19 protein-coding genes are annotated in these 17883 nt (G+C 43.2%); all 19 read left to right on the top strand.

All coding sequences use genetic code 11. The features are described from left to right. The 19 genes from tagF (at position 1) to D791_RS09240 (ending at position 17361) form a co-directional block, all read left to right on the top strand. Positions 1-639 carry a type VI secretion system-associated protein TagF gene (tagF, locus tag D791_RS09330; RefSeq protein WP_036510720.1) on the top strand — a complete coding sequence of 213 codons (639 nt, stop codon included), beginning with the start codon at positions 1-3 and terminating at the stop codon, positions 637-639. After that, on the top strand, positions 629-829 hold the full coding sequence (locus tag D791_RS09325; RefSeq protein ID WP_036510716.1) for a hypothetical protein: 201 nt from the start codon (positions 629-631) through the stop codon (positions 827-829). The genes tagF and D791_RS09325 overlap by 11 nt, the downstream gene beginning before the upstream one ends. Further along, the gene (locus tag D791_RS09320; protein ID WP_051514379.1) at positions 826-1422 is read left to right on the top strand and encodes a PP2C family protein-serine/threonine phosphatase; all 597 of its coding nucleotides are present in this window, start codon (positions 826-828) and stop codon (positions 1420-1422) included. The genes D791_RS09325 and D791_RS09320 overlap by 4 nt, the downstream gene beginning before the upstream one ends. Continuing rightward, complete coding sequence (locus D791_RS09315; protein ID WP_036510714.1) at positions 1415-1906, top strand: hypothetical protein; 492 nt, start codon at positions 1415-1417, stop codon at positions 1904-1906. The genes D791_RS09320 and D791_RS09315 overlap by 8 nt, the downstream gene beginning before the upstream one ends. Before the next feature lie 154 nt (positions 1907-2060). Further along, positions 2061-2402 carry a hypothetical protein gene (locus tag D791_RS09310; RefSeq protein WP_036510711.1) on the top strand — a complete coding sequence of 114 codons (342 nt, stop codon included), beginning with the start codon at positions 2061-2063 and terminating at the stop codon, positions 2400-2402. A 67-nt stretch (positions 2403-2469) separates the two neighbouring features. Beyond that, positions 2470-3564, top strand: coding sequence for a type VI secretion system protein TssA (tssA, locus tag D791_RS09305; RefSeq protein WP_036510708.1), 1095 nt, complete (start codon positions 2470-2472; stop codon positions 3562-3564). 15 nt (positions 3565-3579) lie between these two features. Continuing rightward, on the top strand, positions 3580-4098 hold the full coding sequence (gene tssB, locus D791_RS09300; RefSeq protein ID WP_036510705.1) for a type VI secretion system contractile sheath small subunit: 519 nt from the start codon (positions 3580-3582) through the stop codon (positions 4096-4098). After that, the gene (gene tssC / locus D791_RS09295) at positions 4091-5590 is read left to right on the top strand and encodes a type VI secretion system contractile sheath large subunit (protein ID WP_036510702.1); all 1500 of its coding nucleotides are present in this window, start codon (positions 4091-4093) and stop codon (positions 5588-5590) included. Before tssB ends, tssC (D791_RS09295) begins: the two co-directional genes overlap by 8 nt. A gap of 32 nt (positions 5591-5622) precedes the next feature. Next, a complete protein-coding gene (gene tssC, locus D791_RS09290) occupies positions 5623-6948 on the top strand; it encodes a type VI secretion system contractile sheath large subunit (protein ID WP_036510699.1) in 1326 nt (441 codons plus the stop codon). Positions 6949-6980: 32 nt separating this feature from the next. Then, a complete protein-coding gene (gene tssE / locus D791_RS09285) occupies positions 6981-7430 on the top strand; it encodes a type VI secretion system baseplate subunit TssE (protein WP_036510696.1) in 450 nt (149 codons plus the stop codon). Then, entirely contained in the window at positions 7427-9256 is a 1830-nt protein-coding gene (tssF, locus tag D791_RS09280; RefSeq protein ID WP_036510693.1) for a type VI secretion system baseplate subunit TssF, read from the top strand. Before tssE ends, tssF begins: the two co-directional genes overlap by 4 nt. Further along, positions 9244-10275, top strand: coding sequence for a type VI secretion system baseplate subunit TssG (gene tssG / locus D791_RS09275; protein WP_036510690.1), 1032 nt, complete (start codon positions 9244-9246; stop codon positions 10273-10275). Before tssF ends, tssG begins: the two co-directional genes overlap by 13 nt. A 21-nt stretch (positions 10276-10296) precedes the next feature. Continuing rightward, positions 10297-11502, top strand: a complete 1206-nt coding sequence (locus tag D791_RS09270; protein WP_081763804.1) for a serine/threonine protein kinase — start codon at positions 10297-10299, stop codon at positions 11500-11502. 80 nt (positions 11503-11582) lie between these two features. Then, positions 11583-11981 carry a HAMP domain-containing protein gene (locus tag D791_RS09265; RefSeq protein ID WP_036510686.1) on the top strand — a complete coding sequence of 133 codons (399 nt, stop codon included), beginning with the start codon at positions 11583-11585 and terminating at the stop codon, positions 11979-11981. Between the two features lie 2 nt (positions 11982-11983). Further along, positions 11984-14620, top strand: coding sequence for a type VI secretion system ATPase TssH (gene tssH / locus D791_RS09260; protein WP_036510683.1), 2637 nt, complete (start codon positions 11984-11986; stop codon positions 14618-14620). After that, entirely contained in the window at positions 14617-15270 is a 654-nt protein-coding gene (locus D791_RS09255) for a hypothetical protein (protein WP_036510680.1), read from the top strand. The genes tssH and D791_RS09255 overlap by 4 nt, the downstream gene beginning before the upstream one ends. Before the next feature lie 220 nt (positions 15271-15490). Beyond that, entirely contained in the window at positions 15491-15970 is a 480-nt protein-coding gene (locus D791_RS09250; RefSeq protein ID WP_036510676.1) for an Hcp family type VI secretion system effector, read from the top strand. 314 nt (positions 15971-16284) lie between these two features. Then, positions 16285-16887 (top strand): lysozyme family protein, encoded by a 603-nt coding sequence (locus D791_RS09245; RefSeq protein WP_202806845.1) that lies wholly within the window; start codon positions 16285-16287, stop codon positions 16885-16887. A 9-nt stretch (positions 16888-16896) separates the two neighbouring features. Next, the gene (locus D791_RS09240) at positions 16897-17361 is read left to right on the top strand and encodes a lysozyme inhibitor LprI family protein (RefSeq protein WP_036510673.1); all 465 of its coding nucleotides are present in this window, start codon (positions 16897-16899) and stop codon (positions 17359-17361) included. Positions 17362-17883: the final 522 nt, after the last annotated feature.

Genomic DNA, 17883 nt, shown 5'->3' with positions numbered 1-17883 from the left:
ATGAAATCTATTGGTATCTATGGCAAGTTGCCCGCTCATCGAGATTATGTGTTACTCAATTTACCTGAGTCTGTTGAGGCCACTTTATATGACTGGTTAGGACCTCTTTTGTCCGAGGCACAAGCAACGCTTGGGTATGAGGCATGGTTGAGTGCATATTTAAATGCCAGTCCTTGCGGCTATGCTATCGCATTTCAGCGACCTGAGCCGATGATGTATATCGGAGTTATGACCTCCAGTGTTGATGCTGTGGGGCGCTATTTTCCTCTGCTGAGCGGTGTCCAGCTGACGGGTGAAAACGCCTTGGTGAATTTTAATCCCAGAGCGATGCAAAATGTCCTCAATGCGCTTGTCGATCAACAGGTGAATGCACTGCATCAGCGGCAATCCATAGAAGTACATTATCAGTCCGTAGTCGCTTTATTATCAAAGGATTTACTTACGCCGTGGCAGGATAGCTCGCTTGCTCACTTGCCAATGTCCGCTCAGTCAAACGACTCCATCCCGCTACTTGAGGGCGTTCAGTCCTATTGGTGGGCGTTGGATCAGCCCAGCCTAGAGATCATGTGCATGGGACTACCGTCGGCTGATTTTTATCAATCCCTTTTAGCCTTGGAGTCGGCAATTCATGACGGATAAACAATTGTTCCCCAACCCGCTACCCGAGATCAAAACCTCTGTGTCTAGATGGATTAGTGTCGGAGACAGCCTGGCAGGTCCAGTAAGGGCATGTAACGAGGACCGAATTTACGCAGACGATGCCTTGGGCTTGTGGTGTGTTGCCGATGGGATGGGCGGTCATTCTGAAGGGGGGTCGCCAGTAGTTTGATTACTCAATCCTTAGAGGATTTACACGCAGATGAGATCGATAATATTGATGATTTACTCAATAAAGTCATCGATCTTTTAAAGACGACCAATCAAATTATTTACTCCCTTGCCTCTGAGATGTTCGAGTCCAAGCAGATCATGGGCTCGACCTTTGTCCTTTTGCTTCTATCGAAGGATAAGGGGTATGTGTTATGGGCCGGCGACAGTCGCCTGTATCGTATGCGGGATGTCTATTTTGAGCAAATCACGATTGATCACACGCAATACGAAGCACTGAAATCTCAGCGTTTACTGGATGAGGTGAATGGGCAGAGTACAACAACGCATCCTGCAAGCCACATTTTGACACGTGCTATGGGTGTGAGTGAGCAGATTGAAATCGATATCCAAGCTCTGGATGTCAAACAAAATGATGTATTTCTACTGTGTACGGATGGACTTTACAACGTTATGGATCAAATGGAGCTGGGTAAATTATTGTATTACGCCGATGACTACGCCTCGGCATTGAAAACACTCATTCACACAGGCGTTGTACGTGAGACATCTGATAATCTGAGTGCTGTCATAGTTGGAGATCGTGATGCGTAACCTCTGGTGGCTAAGTTGTATCTGTGTACTGGCGGCGTGCAATACGATGCCTGAAAAGGAGTTGCATGAGGTTGATGAAGTTACCATTACCGATGAGGACTTGATGAGGTTCTATAAAGGGTTTCATCAGGTGGGTGTCCGTTTGTTAAGCGAAAATGCCGGAGCGGGCGGGAGAGCGAATTTAAATCAGTTTTATGCGCTTTATTTCAATGATGAAATTGAGTCAGCTATAGAATACTTAGGGATGTCATTGTTCGCAGACCCGTTTAATGAAAACAGCCGTGTGGTTGCCGCGCAGGTTGAGTCTCAGAACTTATTTGGCTTATTGAGCAAGGCAGTCAAGGGCGAACCGACGTCAAGACACACCTTGTCAACGGACAGGCAAACTTTCTCGAATTATCAAAGCGAATATATGGCACTGAGCACTACGCTGTATTGCTGCAACGTTACAACCAAGCCTTTAATGAACATTACCCTCAAATAGAGATTGTGCTTGCGCCTGAGTTGGCATTGCTTCCGGTTATTGGTGAGCATTTTCAAAAGGCTCGACCCGTTCGTCAAGTCACCAGGGGGAAAGGCCAAGATCTGACGTAGTCCGATCTCAACCCGTTCCCCCGTCTAGAGTGCCGACTGAACCCGTGGCGGTTGTACCCGATGAGGCATCTGAGAGTGCGCGTGTCGAAATTGTTGTACCACCTGTCACACCTGAGCAGTTGCATCAGCAGGGTCAATCATCTTTAGCCTATCAACGATTACGGGCGCAGAGTGAAGCCGAGCGTAATACGCCGTTATATGAACAGCTACGCGAAGAGCTGGTTGATCAGCCTTACCGAGAGGGTGTTAGTTACTTTCACGATCAGGAGGTCGAGAAAGCCGTTGTGCGGTTCAAACAGGTGTTGCGCTTAGAACCCAGCCATCAACGTGCTCAAGATTATTTAGAGCGAGCGCTAAAGTTGAGTGAACGTTTAACTCACCCCTAAAAATGCGTTAGGGGTGAATACAGGTGAAAGGATACAAATCCTATTTTGTTAAATTAGGATTTTTTGAATGGAGTTGGATATGGATATAAAAGGGTTGCATAAACCTATTTCTGATGAGTTTCCACAAGGTGAGGATCTGCGCTCTGGCCACTGGCGTGAAGAGGTGTATGCGTTAAAAGATCTAAGAAACCTGTTACGAAATAAAGAGCGTCAAGCCCTGAGTGTTGAGGATATTTATGCAGGTTATCCAGCTTGGCAGCCCTTATTCGAACGATCCGTTTTTCTGTTAGAAAACGTTAGCAAAGATTTAGAGGTGATGGCCTGGGTGATTGAATCCGCTTTGCGACTTGATGGATTTAAGGGCCTTGCTGAAAGCCTTACTCAATTAGAGGCTCTGCTGACTTTACATTGGCCGAATCTATACCCTAAAGATGAAGATGGATTTGAATCAACTCTATTTCCATTAACAGGTCTGAATGGTTTGTCTTCAGAGGGGGCTTTGATCATGCCCTTGAGAATGGCGCCTTTGTTTATGGGCAGCCCTGCGGTTTCATTGTTGGATTGCGTGAAGGCTTTTGAGGTCTCAGAAACCAAAGATCCTCAGAAGAAGGAAGCACTTAAACAAAAGGGAATGCTGGATTATGAGTCTGTGCAAGCTCAGATTGCCGAGCTTAGTTATGAACGTCGACAAGGATCCTTGTCTTTTATAGAGCAATGTGTCGACACATTTTCCAGGATTGAACAGTTTTTGTACGATCATTGTGGTCATGAATCTCCACCTTCCTCACAAATAAAAGGCATTTTGCAGCAAGCTCTTGATCGTGCTGTGCATCTTGCTGCCTTATCTGACCCTTTAGAAACCCTGGAACTACCGAATGATCTCATTGAATCTAAACAGGAAAATCTAGAGGTAGCGAGCCCTATCACGGCGATAAAGGCAAATCATGTCAATATTCGAAATCGACAAGATGCCTTTATTCTGATTCGAAAACTGATTGTCTTTTTTAAAGAGACAGAGCCTCACTCGCCGATTGCTTATAACTTAGAGCGTATTAATCGATGGGGGGAGTTGAGCTTACCTGAACTGATTAGCGAGCTGATCACAGATGAAAGTGCACGTTTGAACTTTAAAAAAATCACTGGCGTTGAAGACATCAACTAATAAGGGAATAGAAATATGAGCGATAGTATTCACAACAAACTCGAAAAAGTGCGTAAGCCCAGAGTTCATATCAAATATGATATTGAAACAGAGGGCAAAACCGTTGAAAAAGAATTGCCTTTTGTTGTTGGAGTGATGGGCGATTTTGTTGGAAATCCGTCTCAGCCTAAAAAGCCTCTATCAGAACGCAAATTTGTTCAGATAGATCGTTACAACATGAATGATGTAATGAAAAAAATGGAACCAGGTTTGAATTTAAAGGTAAAAAATACCTTAACCGATGATGATAGTCTGATGTCCGTTGATCTGAAGTTCACTTCTATGCAGGACTTTGAGCCGGGAAGTTTAGTCGAGCAAGTTGAACCCTTAAAAAAACTACTGGACACTCGAAATAAACTGCGTGATTTGTTAACCAAGTCGGATCGTTCGGAAGAGTTAGAGTCTATCTTAGAAAGCGTTCTGCAAAGTACTGACAAAGTTGGGCATCTCGCGTCACGTTTAAATGAAGACAACAAGGAAGGTAATGATGAGTAGTACACATTCACAAGCCGTATCAACGCAACAGGGTTGGTTAGATGACCAAGGCGATATACTGGATCGTGTGATTTCTGCAACAAAGCAGACCAGCGCAGATGACACTAAAGATTTAATTCGCAATTTATTAGAAGAAGTTCAAGAAGGAACCGTTGTTTGGGATCGTAATATTGCGAAAACTATTAACCAAGCGATTGCCCTGATTGATAGCCGAATTTCATCGCAATTATCTGAAATTATTCACGATGAGTCCTTCAAAAAACTGGAAGGAAGCTGGCGAGGTTTACACTATTTGGTGAACAACTCAGAAACGAGTAGCAACCTGAAAATTCGTGTTCTGAATGTCACGAAACGCGAGGTGTATAAGGACTTAGACCGAGCCGTTGAGTTTGACCAAAGTGAAACCTTTAAAAAAGTCTACGAAAATGAGTTTGGTACACCCGGTGGTGAGCCTTATGGAGCGCTCATCGGGGATTTCGAGTTTACCAATCATCCTGAAGACATCGAACTCTTATCAAAAATGTCGAATGTGGCCGCTGCCGCTTTTTGTCCGTTTATTTCAGCTGCTGACCATAGTTTATTTGGCCTTGAAAGCTGGCATGAGTTGTCTCGTCCAAGAGATCTTGAAAAAGTCTTTGACTCAAAAGAATACAGTAAATGGCGCAGTTTTCGTGAGTCAGAAGATGCGCGTTTCATTAACCTAACCTTGCCTCGCACACTGGCTCGACTTCCTTACGGTTCCGACACACGCATTGTTGAAGAGTTTAATTATGAAGAAGGTGTGACGACCCCAGAAGGTAAAGCAGGTGCATTGGCGCATGATGATTATTGTTGGATGAATGCGGCATACGTTATGGGGAGTCGCTTAACTCATTCATTTGCATCGACTGGCTGGTGCACATCGATTCGTGGAGCGGAAGGCGGCGGAAAAGTCGAAAACCTCCCAGCGCACATTTTCACCAGTGATGATGGTGACTTAGATCTAAAGTGTCCGACGGAGGTGGGTATTACAGATCGTCGCGAGGCTGAATTATCTAAGCTTGGCTTCTTACCACTCTGTCATTATAAAAATACGGATTTTGCTGTGTTTTTTGGTGGTCAGTCGGCTCAAAAGCCTCAAAAATTTGACCGACCAGAAGCCGCTGCTAATGCCGCTATTTCAGCACGTTTGCCGTATCTGATGGCCACGTCACGTTTTACGCATTATTTGAAAGTGATGGCACGCGATAAGATTGGTAGCTTTATGGATGCCGATGATGTTGAAGCTTGGTTGAATCGCTGGCTCATCCAGTATGTTAATGACAACCCCAACTCAGGGCCAGAAATGAAAGCCCGTTATCCACTAAAAGAAGCGCGTGTTCAAGTGACAGAGGTGCCAGGGCAGCCCGGTGCCTATAATGTTGTGGCTTGGCTACGTCCATGGTTGCAGTTAGAAGAGTTGACGGTCTCCATGCGTATGGTGGCTAAAATTCCTCAGTTAGGACAAGACTGATTTAAGCGAATGTCAACATGGAGTATACAGGGATGCGTCAGGTCGACTTTTTAACATCGAAGCAGATTGAGTTAAGTACTTTAATTGCTGCCATTGACGATCGGATAAACCAGTTGCTCCATGAAATCGTCTCGCACCCGGACTTTAAGGCATTAAAGTCCGGGTGGTATGGGCTTGCGTATTTGTTAGATGAAACGGCAACTACCTCAGTGATTGTCAGAATGCTAGACATATCCTATGCCGAGTTGCTAAAAGACTTTGAGTGCTCTATGGAGTTCGATCAAAGTCAGATCTTTGACAAGGTTTACAGTCAAGAGTTTGGTAGTGCAGGCGGAATGCCCTTTGGTGTTATGCTTTGTGACCATCCAATTGACCTCCCGACCCAATCAGCTCTAAACACATACATTGGGTATTTGTATTCCTTATCACAAATAGCTGCGGCTGCCTTTTGCCCCTTTATCCTTGGCGCCAACCCTGAGCTGTTAGATCTTGATTCTTTCAAAAATCTTTCAGGGAGAATTAACGCACATAGTACCTATCAGCAGCATAAATTTGTTAAATGGAATGAGTTTAGAGCGCATCCCGATGCACGATTTATCGCAATGGCTTTGCCAAGGATGGTCATTGATACCCCCATTCATTGGCAGTCAAAAAATGGGTTTATGCTGAATGAAACGCTGAGCTCTCGTCAGGTTGAGAATATCACTTGGATGAGTGCGGTGTATCCGATAGGGAAGGTCCTCGCCAAATGCTTTGAGTCAACAGGATGGTTGGCCGAGATCTGCGGAATGCGGTTTCACAAGGCTGCTTTGCATCCGCATGTCAGTGGATTAAGTAGTTTGGTTGATGATTATCCTTATTTACAAACAGAAACACTGGTTCACGATGAGTTGTCATTAATGTTGGCAGATATAGGCTTTATTAGCTTAACCTCGACAACAAACAGTGATCAATCGATTGTTTATTCCGCGCCAAGTCTCCATAGCCCCCCCAGTTTAGAGGCTAAAGCTCCAAATGAAAGTGCCAAGTACGCCGCTCAGCTTCAGTATGTTTTGTGCGTGTCACGTTTTTCACACTACTTGAAGATTTTGATGCGAAACAAAGTAGGTAGTTTTACGTCAGCAGACGAGTGTCAGTCGTACCTTAAGGGATGGTTGCTTAATTACACCATGTCAACAAGTGATGCCTCTGAGCATTTACTGGCTAAATATCCGCTGCGAGAGGTCGATGTTCAGGTGTTTGAGCTTGCGGGGCAAGCCGGGGTGTTTAAATGTGCTGTAAAACTATCACCGCATTATCAACTGGAGTGTGTTGAGACAGAGGTATTTTTCTCAACCGATATTTCGAAACCTATTTAATGTCTTATCGAATTCAACAACAGAGGATGTTCATGTCGCAGACGTTTCTAACCAGTTTTTTTGATGATGAGCCTGAACAGCTTGTCGAGCAGCCTCTTTCTCCGAGGCAGCAAACTCAAACGTATATCGATTCTGTGTTGTCCGATGTGGATAGACTGCTGAACTCAAAAATGAACGTTGAGTTCTACGAATCCGTTGCGTTTGATCAATTGCTTAGCTTTGGTGTTGTTGATTTCTCAACCATCAATATTGCTTCAAAAGAAAGCTTAGAGCATTTGCGTCAAGTACTGATCAAAACACTGGCGACAAACGAGCCTCGCTTAACGGGTGTAAAAGTGACCATTAAAGAGTCGGCCTTTAGTCAGGCACAAATAGCCTTTCAAATTGATGCGATGCTGCTGCTCAGTGATGGTGCGGAACTGATCATGTTCAATGCAGCATTTGTCCCTGTCGTGAAGCGGTTTAGGTTGAGTCGATCATGATGAAAAAAGAACTTATTGATTATTATCAAAAAGAATTGCATTACCTTGAGCGAGTTGGGCAGGCTTTCTCTCAAAAATACCCCAAAATATCGCACAGGTTGCAGATGACGGATCAAGGAGGGCGTGATCCGCATGTTGAACGCTTGATTCAAGCAACCGCATTACTGAATGCGCGTATACGTGCCAAGTTAGAAGATGACTATCCTGAGTTAACGCAGTCAGTCTTTGATTTGATTTATCCGCATTATCTGAAGCCTATCCCCAGTCATTCGGTTATTTGCTTTGAGTCTGAGTCTGATATGTCAGCACCTGTGAATATTCCAAGGGGAAGTGCGTTAGATGGCAGAGTTTCAGAAACGAAGACCTGTCGTTTTACAACACTCTATGATGTTGATGTTTTACCACTTAGACTCTGTCAAGCGTCTTTGCAGTCAGCGCCTTTTGCTGCCCCTCAAATAGCTCAGCTTCAACAGATCTCTGGCTTGCTGCATCTTGAGTTTGATATAGCGGGACTGGATACGCAATCAATAGACTCCATGCCACTTGAACGCGTGCGGATCTATTTGAATGCTCCTAAGCACATTGCATACCCACTCTATGAGTTGTTGTTTAACCAGGTTCATTCATGGGTGATGGCCGAATCAGAAGTTGACGTTCATCCGATGAGGCTTGATTTATCAGGCATACAGGCGGTGGGTTTCAAGGATGAGGAAGCGGCATGGGCATATTCGGAGCAGTCTTCACCCGGCTATCGCTTATTGTCGGAGTTTTTCGTTTTTCCTGAAAAATTTCTGTTTTTCGAGCTTGATCTCTCTGCACTGCGGCGTATGCAGCTTAAAACGACACGCTTTAGTCTATTCTTTTATCTGAAAAATGCCTACGACGAAATCGCGCCGCACGTAAAGGCCTCGCATTTTCAACTGTATGCGACGCCAATTATAAACCTGTATTCCCAGCTAGCAGAGAGTGTTCGTCTTACCCATACGCGCACATCCTATCCAGTGGTCGCTGATTCGAGAGATCCAGAGGCGACTCAGGTCTATACTGTGAAAACGGTCACTCTTTCCAATAAACAAAACCTACCTCTTAAATTAAAGCGCTTTTTTGACTTTGATGGTAGTGCTGATGTTGATGACTTAAGCCGCCCTTTTTGGCATTTGCACCAAGAAACGTCAACAAGTGAATTGCAAGGTGGTGAGTTGTCGATTTCACTGCATAACCTTCCTCTCGATATTCTTTCAGATGATACGGCTCTATTGTTTCTAGATTGCCTAGTGACCAATGGGAACTGCCCTCATCAGCTTTGGAAGTCTGGAAAGCTTAAATCATTAACCTTAGCGGAAACAAAACCTGGAATCGAAAAGGCAAGAACACTTTTGGCCTTTAAACCTGCGAGCTTTGACCATCAAAAAGGGCAGCATTGGAAGTTAATATCTCATCTTAACTTGAATTATTTGAGTTTGGGCAAAGAGGGAACTGCAGGGCGGGTGCTAAAAGAAATTTTATCGCTTTATGATTTTAAGAACAGTCCGGAAACGCGAAAAATGATCGATAGCCTTTCGGTCGCATCTGTCGATATGGAAATGAAACGGGTTGTGTCAGCATCAGGAGTCTTTTTTTTCAGTCGTGGACACCGTTTTCATATCAAGCTCAATGCCCATGACTTTCCGGGCGCGAGCGCATTTCTCTTTTGCTCGGTGCTTGAACGGTTTTTGGCGTTGTATACCCAAATTAATTCTTTTACTCAATTAGATGTCAGTTTCAATCAGCATGAGGAGTGCGTTTACTCTTGGCCACCAAGAACGGGTGATCAATGTTTGATTTAAACTTTTATTTGCGCTATCGCCCGGTAGAGTATGATTTTTATCAATTTATTCGGCTTGCTGAATGTGTGTATGCTGAGACGACTGGCCCTAACCCTGGCTTTTCACCCTCCGATCAGCCATTGGATCATGAATTCATTCGTTTTTCTCAGGCCCCAGAATTGTGCTTTCGAACGCAGAGTGTACTCGATGTCAAAGTAGAGCCAGAGCAGCCAAAGCAACTTCATCTATTGGTGAGTGCTTTTGGATTTTATGGCGCGAATGGAGTGTTACCCCCATTTTATACCGAACTCATTCAGCAGCGACTGCGGCAAGGGGACTCTGCTTTAAAGTCGTTTCTAGATGCCGTGAACAGTCGTACACTAAGCTTTCTTCTAGCAGCGTGGAATCGCAATCGATACCCTTTTATTCATGAGAGACGGCAGCGACTTGCTCAAAGTTCATCTTTTCGTGGACAGGATATTATTGCAGGCTTTGCCGGATCTCATGCTCATCTGTTTGAAACTGAGCCCGTTCTACATCAAATATCAAACTATTTTTGTGGTTACTTTTCGCACCAACGAAAAACACTTGTTGGCTTAAACGCGATATTAACTAAAGTTATTGGGGTTAACGTAAAGATAACACAGTTCTATGCCCAACATTATTCTTTGTCTAAATCTGAGCGTAATAGGTTAGGTCAGAATTCTGTCCGATTAGGAGAGGATTGTGTTTTAGGTACAGAAATTGTAGATGGTAATCGAAGCCTATTGATTACGACTGACCCACTTGATTATGAAGAGTTTAAGTCCTTGCAGCCCGATGCTACTTTATATAAGCGTGTGCTTAATGTATGCCTGCAGTATTTAGGTATCGGTTATGATGTCTCATTACAACCCGTTCTCAAGGCGAAGGAAATACCCCCTTTAAATTTAACAAATAAAGGGGTTACCAATCCAATCAGGTTAGGTTATAATTCGTGGCTCAAAAACACAGCGAATGCATCGGATGCTGCGAACATAGTCTTTATGTTAGCAAATTAACTTTAGGGAACGAGTTTAGAAATGGAGTCATTGGGACGATACCAGCTTATAAGGATGTTAGGTGAAGGTGCCATGTCCCAGGTGTATCTGGCGTATGACCCTAAGCTCCAACGAGAGTTGGCCATTAAACTCTTAAAGCCTGAGTTTTCTAAAGAAAATCATAGAGTTGACTTGTTTCTTAACGAGATACAGTTGTCGGGTCGACTTCATCATCCCAATATTGTTTCCATCTTTGATCTGGGGCAAATTGATCAGCTGCATTTTATTTTAATGCAATACTTTGCTTCTCAGAATCTAGAGTCTTGGTTGGTGGATAATCCGGATCCACCGATGGAAAAAATACTTGATATCGTGTCACAACTTCTTAAAGCGATTGAGCATGCCCACTCAAAGGGTATTTATCATCGAGATATAAAGCCAAGTAATATATTGATCAATGAAGAGGGGTATGTCCAGTTAACCGATTTTGGTGTGGCATATTTTAATGAATCAAATGCAATAGAAGATGCCTTTGTCATAGGCACACCCTTATATATGGCACCCGAACAGCTTAAGGGCGATACCCCTACCGTTCAGAGTGACTTATATTCAACAGGTGTTTTAATATACTATTTGGTTTTTGGAAAATTGCCCTTCCAGGCCAGTACACTAAAGGATTTAGATACACTGATTCAAGAATCAGATGTTGACCTTAGTTCTAAACGAATACCACCCACACTTAAAAAAATAATTCGAAAACTGCTTCATAAGAATCCGGCTTTTCGGTATCGATCTGCGACAGAATTATTAAAACAGGTGGAGGCGCTTCGAGCTGAGACCCGAACGCAAGCCCACTCTTTATTTAATATAAAAATGAGCACAACCTGGCGTCATACCTGTCTAATTACCAGCTCTATCGGGCTTTTATGCGCAGTGTTGCTCTATTTTACCTTGAGTCAATTAACGAATAGTTTGCAAAGCACTCTGATTTCGTATGGTGATATGTACATTTCACAGATGCATGATCACCTTTCCGAACCTGTATTGTTAGATGACCGAGACTCTATGAATGCGATTATCAGTCGTTTTTCAAGTGCAGACGAGATAGTTTACTTACATTTACTTGATAACGAAGGGATTGTTATAGCATCCACGGATTCAAATCTTGTCGGCAATCCAAGATCTTTTCCTGAAGGAGTGGTTAGGCTGCTTCGCCCTCAAAAAATGATGTTTATCATTACTCATTAGGTGAGTCCAAGGCTGATTTATATTTGTTTTCAACTCAAATTAGCTACGCACAAAGGGTGTTAGGACGTCTTCAGGTCGGTATGCAGCCCAGTCAAATCAAGCACATAGCGAATAAAACCTTATCCTACCTGATTGGTTTTGTTGTATTAATTTGCTTGTTGGTAACCTCAGTGTTGTATTTGGTCTATAAAAACTTTTTCAATAAAGTTCAGTCTGTGAGTTCCGCCCTACAAAATCTCTATGCAGGCAATTTTTACACGCGCTTACCTGTTGATTCGACGGATGAAGTGGGCGTGTTGAATATGCAGTTTAATGATCTTGCCGAGCAGTTAGAAAACTTCTTTGAGAATAGTCTGAACTTTGAAATATCAGATCGCTCGTCAACGGTGAATGAAGATTTTCAAACGGTTTCTGCTGAAGCAGAGTCCGACATAGACGTAGATAAAACTGTGATTATCAACCTCGATAAAGGGAATTAAATATGGATGCAAGGGCATTGATTGGCAAACTCTCGGATACCGCTCGTCAAGGTGTTGAAATGGCGGCATCTGTTGCGGTCGGACATCGACATTACTCTGTTGAGCTTGAGCATTTAGTCATTGGTTTGCTGCGGACCGAAACCAATTCCTTAGCTGTCTTGTTAGCCCCTTATCAATTGAATGCCACGTTAATGATTGAAGCGATGGAACACTCCATTGCTCACTTTGATCAAGGCAATCACCATGCGCCATCATTCTCTTCACAAGTTATTGATATTTTTAAAAAAGCTTGGATGCTGTCCAGTCTGGAATATGGTCTGCCTGCTATTTCATCTGCGGCTTGCCTTGTGGTCTTATTTCGAGAAGAGTCTTTACGTTTATTAATCATTTCCCGCTGTCGTTTTTTAGACAGGGTTGATTTAGATCGTATTGTGAGAGAAGGGCATTGGCTTGCACGACAAGAGTTTGAACAAGGCTCTTCAGTCGATCAAGCAGAGCTTTCCGTTGATAATCACTCAAGTCAAATGCCAGAAATGCCGAAAAAAGTGTCCGCGCTCGAGCGATATACACTCGATCTAACTGAGCGTGCACGTGCTGGTGACATAGATCCTGTCATAGGGCGAGAATCTGAAGTGCGACAGGTTATTGATATTTTATGCCGTCGCCGACAAAACAATCCATTACTGGCGGGTGAGGCTGGTGTGGGTAAAACGGCCATAGTGGAAGGCTTGGCATTGCGTATTGTAGCTGGACAAGTGCCTGATTCTTTAAAACAAGTGGCGATCAGAGTACTCGATTTAACCCTATTGCAAGCGGGAGCGGGTGTTCGAGGAGAGTTTGAGCAGCGTTTGAAGTCTGTGGTGGACGAGGTTAAACAATCATCGGTACCCGTGATCTTATTCATTGATGAAGCACATACGTTGGTGGGAGCGGGTGGATCGAACGGGCAGGGGGATGCGGCCAATATTTTAAAGCCCGCATTAGCACGAGGTGAGTTACGAACCCTGGCCGCAACTACTTGGGCAGAGTATAAGCGCTTTTTTGAAAAAGATGCGGCACTCACTCGACGCTTTCAGGTGGTTAAAGTTGAAGAGCCATCGATTGAGGTTGCTTGTGCAATGTTGCGAGCCGTTGCCAGTCGATTTGAAACACACCATGGGGTGATTGTGTTAGCCGAGGCGATAGAGGCAGCGGTTACCCTTAGCAAACGCTATATTAGCGGTCGCCAGCTTCCTGATGTCGGTATTTCATTGTTGGATACGGCGTGTTCGCGAGTCAGTATGCAGTATCAACGCCATCCCTCCATACTTGAAGACTTACAGGGCGAAATGGAGGCCTTGCGAGTTCAGGTGCAGCGTCTTGAGCGCGAACAAGCTTTGTATGGTACTGAGCAGCAAACGCTCGCTGGTTTAAATGAAAGGCTCGCGAGCTTCGAAATACGTGAAACCGAAATCCTTCAGCGTTGGCATGATGAGCGAACGCGTGTTGATCGTATGATTTCGATTCGTAACGCGTTGTTGGGTGAAGAACTCGAAAAAGCTTCTCTTTTGGAGGAGTTAAGCCTCCTGCAAAACGAGTTGAACGAGATTCAGGGTGAAGCTCCACTGATTCGCCCTCATGTTGATAAGCACGTTATTTCAGAGGTCGTTTCAGCTTGGACGGGTATTCCTGCAGGTAAAATGCTATCGGATGAGCTCATGCGAGTGATGTCTTTGCGCCAGGAGTTAGGAAAGCGGATTGTTGGACAAGACCATGCACTGGATCGTGTTAGCGAGAGTATTCGTGTTTCCAGAGCTGGGTTGGCAGACCCGAATCAGCCTCTAGCGGTGTTTATGTTTTGTGGAACAAGTGGTGTGGGTAAAACTGAAACGGCGCTGGCGTTGGCGGATTTGATGTATGGCGGCGAGCAAAACCTAACGGTCATTAACCTCTCAGAATATAAAGAGGAGCATAAAGTATCCTTGTTGATGGGTGCTCCGCCGGGATATGTCGGTTATGGGGAAGGTGGCGTGTTAACCGAAGCTGTTAGACGCAAACCCTACAGCGTAATTTTGTTGGATGAAATTGAAAAGGCCCACCCTGGGATCCAAGATATATTTTATCAAGTCTTTGATAAAGGAATGTTAAAAGATGGGGAGGGGCGTGATATCGATTTTCGCAATACACTGATTATCATGACCTCTAATGCGGGTACCGAGACGCTTACGGCATGGCATCATGACTCTGAGGCGGACCAAGATTTTGACAAAATTGATGGCCTGATCAAACCCGAATTGTTGCATTACTTCAAGCCTGCATTCTTAGGGCGTCTGAGCATTATCCCGTATTTACCCTTGCAGGATGAGGCACTGCAAGGAATTGTGGCATTGCAGTTAGATCGAGTCGTCCAACGCATGCGCATGGAACACGGTATTGAATTACTTTACGGTGTGGAGGTGGTAAAAGCGATTGTCTCCCGTTGCCAAGAAGTGGATACAGGGGCACGAAATGCTATCCACATTATTAAGAAACAACTGCTGCCCCGACTCTCACTGACCCTACTGAATCATCTTAGCAGTGGTGTTGAGTTAATTTCGTTGGAGATCACGGTTGATGATCAGGGGCAGTTGGGTGTTGCCGTGAATGGAGGGGGCGAATGAAAACGCGTTTACTCAGTCTAGTATGGACATCGATAGCGTTATCCGGCATTGCAGTTGCAGACACGACGTTGATTTCGGCAAAGGATATTAAACATAATTTCAGGTTTGCGTTACCTGAGAACTATCAACCGAAGGACATGCAATCGCATCCTCGTTATCACGGTAATGTGTTGGTATGGGCTCCTGTAGAGTCCAGTTTGCAATTGAACCAATTCAGACAACTGCGTTTGCTTGTCCTGACAGATTCAGCGGCAAGCCAAGGTTATGACTCGAGTGTTCAAGGATTACGTGCTTATGCACAATCCGTTTTACAGAACATCGAGTCTGGATGTGCTTCAAACTCCATACACCTCACGGCTCAAGTTCAAGTTAAGCAGGGTGTCGCATTTGACTGGCGTCAGGTTTGTGTTAATGGCGAAAGAGGCGAAGATTACCGAGTTGAACAGGGGCGTTTATTTATATCCGAACTGGGTGTATTTGGATTAAGTCAGTTTGGTTACAGTACGCGTAAGATTAATCAGATTCCAGAAGTGGATCGGAACTGGTTTGCAAAGTTCTCTTTTAACTCGGATTTTTGTCATCACCAGATGGATTGTGGGCACGAAGGATACTTCCAAGAGGCCATCAAGTTTAAATCCGATCAATCGTAAAGATTCAACATATTTAATCCCATTGCTAGGGAAACCCTTAGCAAGAGATGGATCTATAGGTGAAAAATAACTCTGCGTTGTAATGCAAGTCGCACTACAGGGTGGGTTTTAGGAGGGATACATGTTGTGAGTAGTCGTGTATCTATTATCAATGACGTTACTGACTCATACATGAGTACACGTAACACCATTTAAAATGTGAAACTATAAGGATGTTTACATGGCTATATATTTAAAGATTGATGGCTTAGAAGGTGATGTGACTGAATCAACTCATAAAAACTGGGTTGAGTGTGATTCAATGAACTGGAATGTGAGTCGTACCCTGTCCACAAAAACAGGTCAAGGTAAAGATCGTGAGTCTACCTCTCCTCACATCAGTGAAATTACTCTGACCACCAAAATGGATAAAACATCTCCTGTTTTCTTCTCTGAAGCCTGTGTCGGTCAAGGGAAAACAGCGCTGATCCATTTGGTGCAAACAAGTCCAAATGGTGTAGAAACCTACATGGAATACACACTCACAAATACACTTGTAAGTGGGTACAGTGTTTCAGCGGATGAAGATAATCGTCCTCAGGAGTCTATTACGCTTAACTTCACTAAGATTGAGATGAAGTACACTCCATGGAATGAAGCACATCGTCCAGAAGGCAGCGTACCAGCGGGTTACGATATCGCGTTGGGCATCAAGCTTTAATCAATTGACTCTAGCGTGCGTCTATTGACGTGACATAGATAGATGCACAATAGAATAAAAAAAAGGTTTTGGAACTTAGGTTTCAAAGCCTTTTATTAAAGATGTAGTTATTTATATATGACTGATATTGTCGAAAATCTTCATAATAGAACAGCTCTAAGCCGGAAGCGATAGGAGCTTTTGCATATTAATCCGGACATAATTTATGTTGGATTAAAGCCTGAAATCATGAAGTGTAGCGATCATAAAAGTATATGTGAATTTCAGTATTCTTAATGAATTAATATTATATGAAAAGTCTAGGTTTTGATTAGATGGGTATGATCGTAAAGAAAGGACAGTTAACTTTTGATGCAGAAGGTAATGATATTGAAAACTCTGCATATTTTAGTCGTGTCATACATTGGCCTGGCAATGCAGCTTCTGGTATCACTATTGGGCGAGGATATGATTTAGGGCAACGCTTCCGTTTAGACGTTTTGAATGATATGGTGGATGCTGGGATTAGCGCTCATAAATCACAGGCCATTGCAGAGGGGGCAGGGCTCATAGGTGAGGCTGCTAGAATTTTTGTTGAAAACAATAAAGATAGTATCGGAGCAATAACGCACCAACAACAAGTTAAGTTGTTTGATAACATATATCCAACTTATGAAGTTCGTGCAAAAAGAAATTACAGAAAATGGACTTCCCTACAACAAAATAGAGTTGATTGGTGCGGTTTACATCCAGCTATTAGAGATGTGTTAGTTGACTTTGTTTACCAAGGATTCACTCGAGGTCCAAACCCAATGCGAGCAGGTATGAATAATAGTTTTGACGAGCTAATCTATTATATTGAAAATACGCCTGCTATCAGGCGGTATGAAGCTGGACGCAGACGTGCTAATTATTTGAGACAGCGAAAAAGGCAGTAGGGTGGAGGTATGAGTATTTTATTTTTAAAATTCAAGGAAAAAGTATTATTTTTGTTGCTGTTGATGTTTTTTTTAAGTGATGTTTTTTCATTCAGCATCGCTGAAGTCAAGAGCCATACTGGTAATGGTTATTTACATTGTAAGAGCATTATCACAAGCGCTCAGGTAGATAAATGTACTCAAAATAATTTAAAGGAGTCTAATGAGCTTCTTGCTGAAGTAATTGAAGTGTGGAAAAATGAAACCCTTCTATCGTACCAGCCTGACCACGAATTAGGGATGGAGCTAATAGAGCTCTTTGACATAGAGCAGTCTTTATGGGAAGCTTTTCGTGATGCAAGTTGCGTTAGAGAAGCATTTGAAATTGAACATAGCTCAATAGCGTACCTGACGACTGTGAGTCACTGTAAAGAAATCTTTAATAAAGCAAGAGTAGAATACATCAATTCTGTTATGTTATTTAGTCGATCTTAAAGATTGATATCTCAATTTTGAAACACTGTCTACCCAGTTTTACAATAACTCAGTAATTTAAAATCATCGTTGATGGTTATCAATAATGCATATCTTATCGACTATAAAAATAATCTGAACAATATTAATGTTGATCTGGTCAGTCTTAATGGCTGTAAAAATCATGATCATAACCTACAAAGCATAAAAGGATTTATTATGTCTAGAATACCCACTGAACTTTCCGAATCACACGGTAAAAATATTTCCGAACTATGTCCTTTCAGTATTGTTGAGAGAATATTTTAAAAATACGTTTAGATCAGTTTATGCCACTGAGCAAGATATTTACTCGGACAATAATGCTAAAAAATTATCAGGTGTCGATTTGTTTGACATACTGTTAAAAAATTTAAACCACCCCTTGAAAAATGAGCCACTATGTCAGCCTCCTGAAACGGCTACAGATCAAAAAAACTATACGCTTGCTGATCAGCTATTATTATTGCTTGCGACAGGGCATTACAAAGATACTAGGGAAGA

This window comes from Nitrincola nitratireducens, assembly GCF_000585235.1.
Taxonomy (GTDB): Bacteria; Pseudomonadota; Gammaproteobacteria; order Pseudomonadales; family Balneatricaceae; genus Nitrincola; species Nitrincola alkalisediminis.
This window is presented reverse-complemented; position numbering and strand designations above follow the sequence as displayed.

Bases quoted from the DNA above. Each gene is read 5' to 3' on its own strand.
- tagF (WP_036510720.1), top strand. From the start codon at position 1: ATGAAATCTATTGGTATCTATGGCAAGTTGCCCGCTCATCGAGATTAT.
- D791_RS09325 (WP_036510716.1), top strand. From the start codon at position 629: ATGACGGATAAACAATTGTTCCCCAACCCGCTACCCGAGATCAAAACC.
- D791_RS09315 (WP_036510714.1), top strand. From the start codon at position 1,415: ATGCGTAACCTCTGGTGGCTAAGTTGTATCTGTGTACTGGCGGCGTGC.
- tssA (WP_036510708.1), top strand. From the start codon at position 2,470: ATGGAGTTGGATATGGATATAAAAGGGTTGCATAAACCTATTTCTGAT.
- tssB (WP_036510705.1), top strand. From the start codon at position 3,580: ATGAGCGATAGTATTCACAACAAACTCGAAAAAGTGCGTAAGCCCAGA.
- tssC (WP_036510702.1), top strand. From the start codon at position 4,091: ATGAGTAGTACACATTCACAAGCCGTATCAACGCAACAGGGTTGGTTA.
- tssC (WP_036510699.1), top strand. From the start codon at position 5,623: ATGCGTCAGGTCGACTTTTTAACATCGAAGCAGATTGAGTTAAGTACT.
- tssE (WP_036510696.1), top strand. From the start codon at position 6,981: ATGTCGCAGACGTTTCTAACCAGTTTTTTTGATGATGAGCCTGAACAG.
- tssF (WP_036510693.1), top strand. From the start codon at position 7,427: ATGATGAAAAAAGAACTTATTGATTATTATCAAAAAGAATTGCATTAC.
- tssG (WP_036510690.1), top strand. From the start codon at position 9,244: ATGTTTGATTTAAACTTTTATTTGCGCTATCGCCCGGTAGAGTATGAT.
- D791_RS09270 (WP_081763804.1), top strand. From the start codon at position 10,297: ATGGAGTCATTGGGACGATACCAGCTTATAAGGATGTTAGGTGAAGGT.
- D791_RS09265 (WP_036510686.1), top strand. From the start codon at position 11,583: ATGCAGCCCAGTCAAATCAAGCACATAGCGAATAAAACCTTATCCTAC.
- tssH (WP_036510683.1), top strand. From the start codon at position 11,984: ATGGATGCAAGGGCATTGATTGGCAAACTCTCGGATACCGCTCGTCAA.
- D791_RS09255 (WP_036510680.1), top strand. From the start codon at position 14,617: ATGAAAACGCGTTTACTCAGTCTAGTATGGACATCGATAGCGTTATCC.
- D791_RS09250 (WP_036510676.1), top strand. From the start codon at position 15,491: ATGGCTATATATTTAAAGATTGATGGCTTAGAAGGTGATGTGACTGAA.
- D791_RS09245 (WP_202806845.1), top strand. From the start codon at position 16,285: ATGGGTATGATCGTAAAGAAAGGACAGTTAACTTTTGATGCAGAAGGT.
- D791_RS09240 (WP_036510673.1), top strand. From the start codon at position 16,897: ATGAGTATTTTATTTTTAAAATTCAAGGAAAAAGTATTATTTTTGTTG.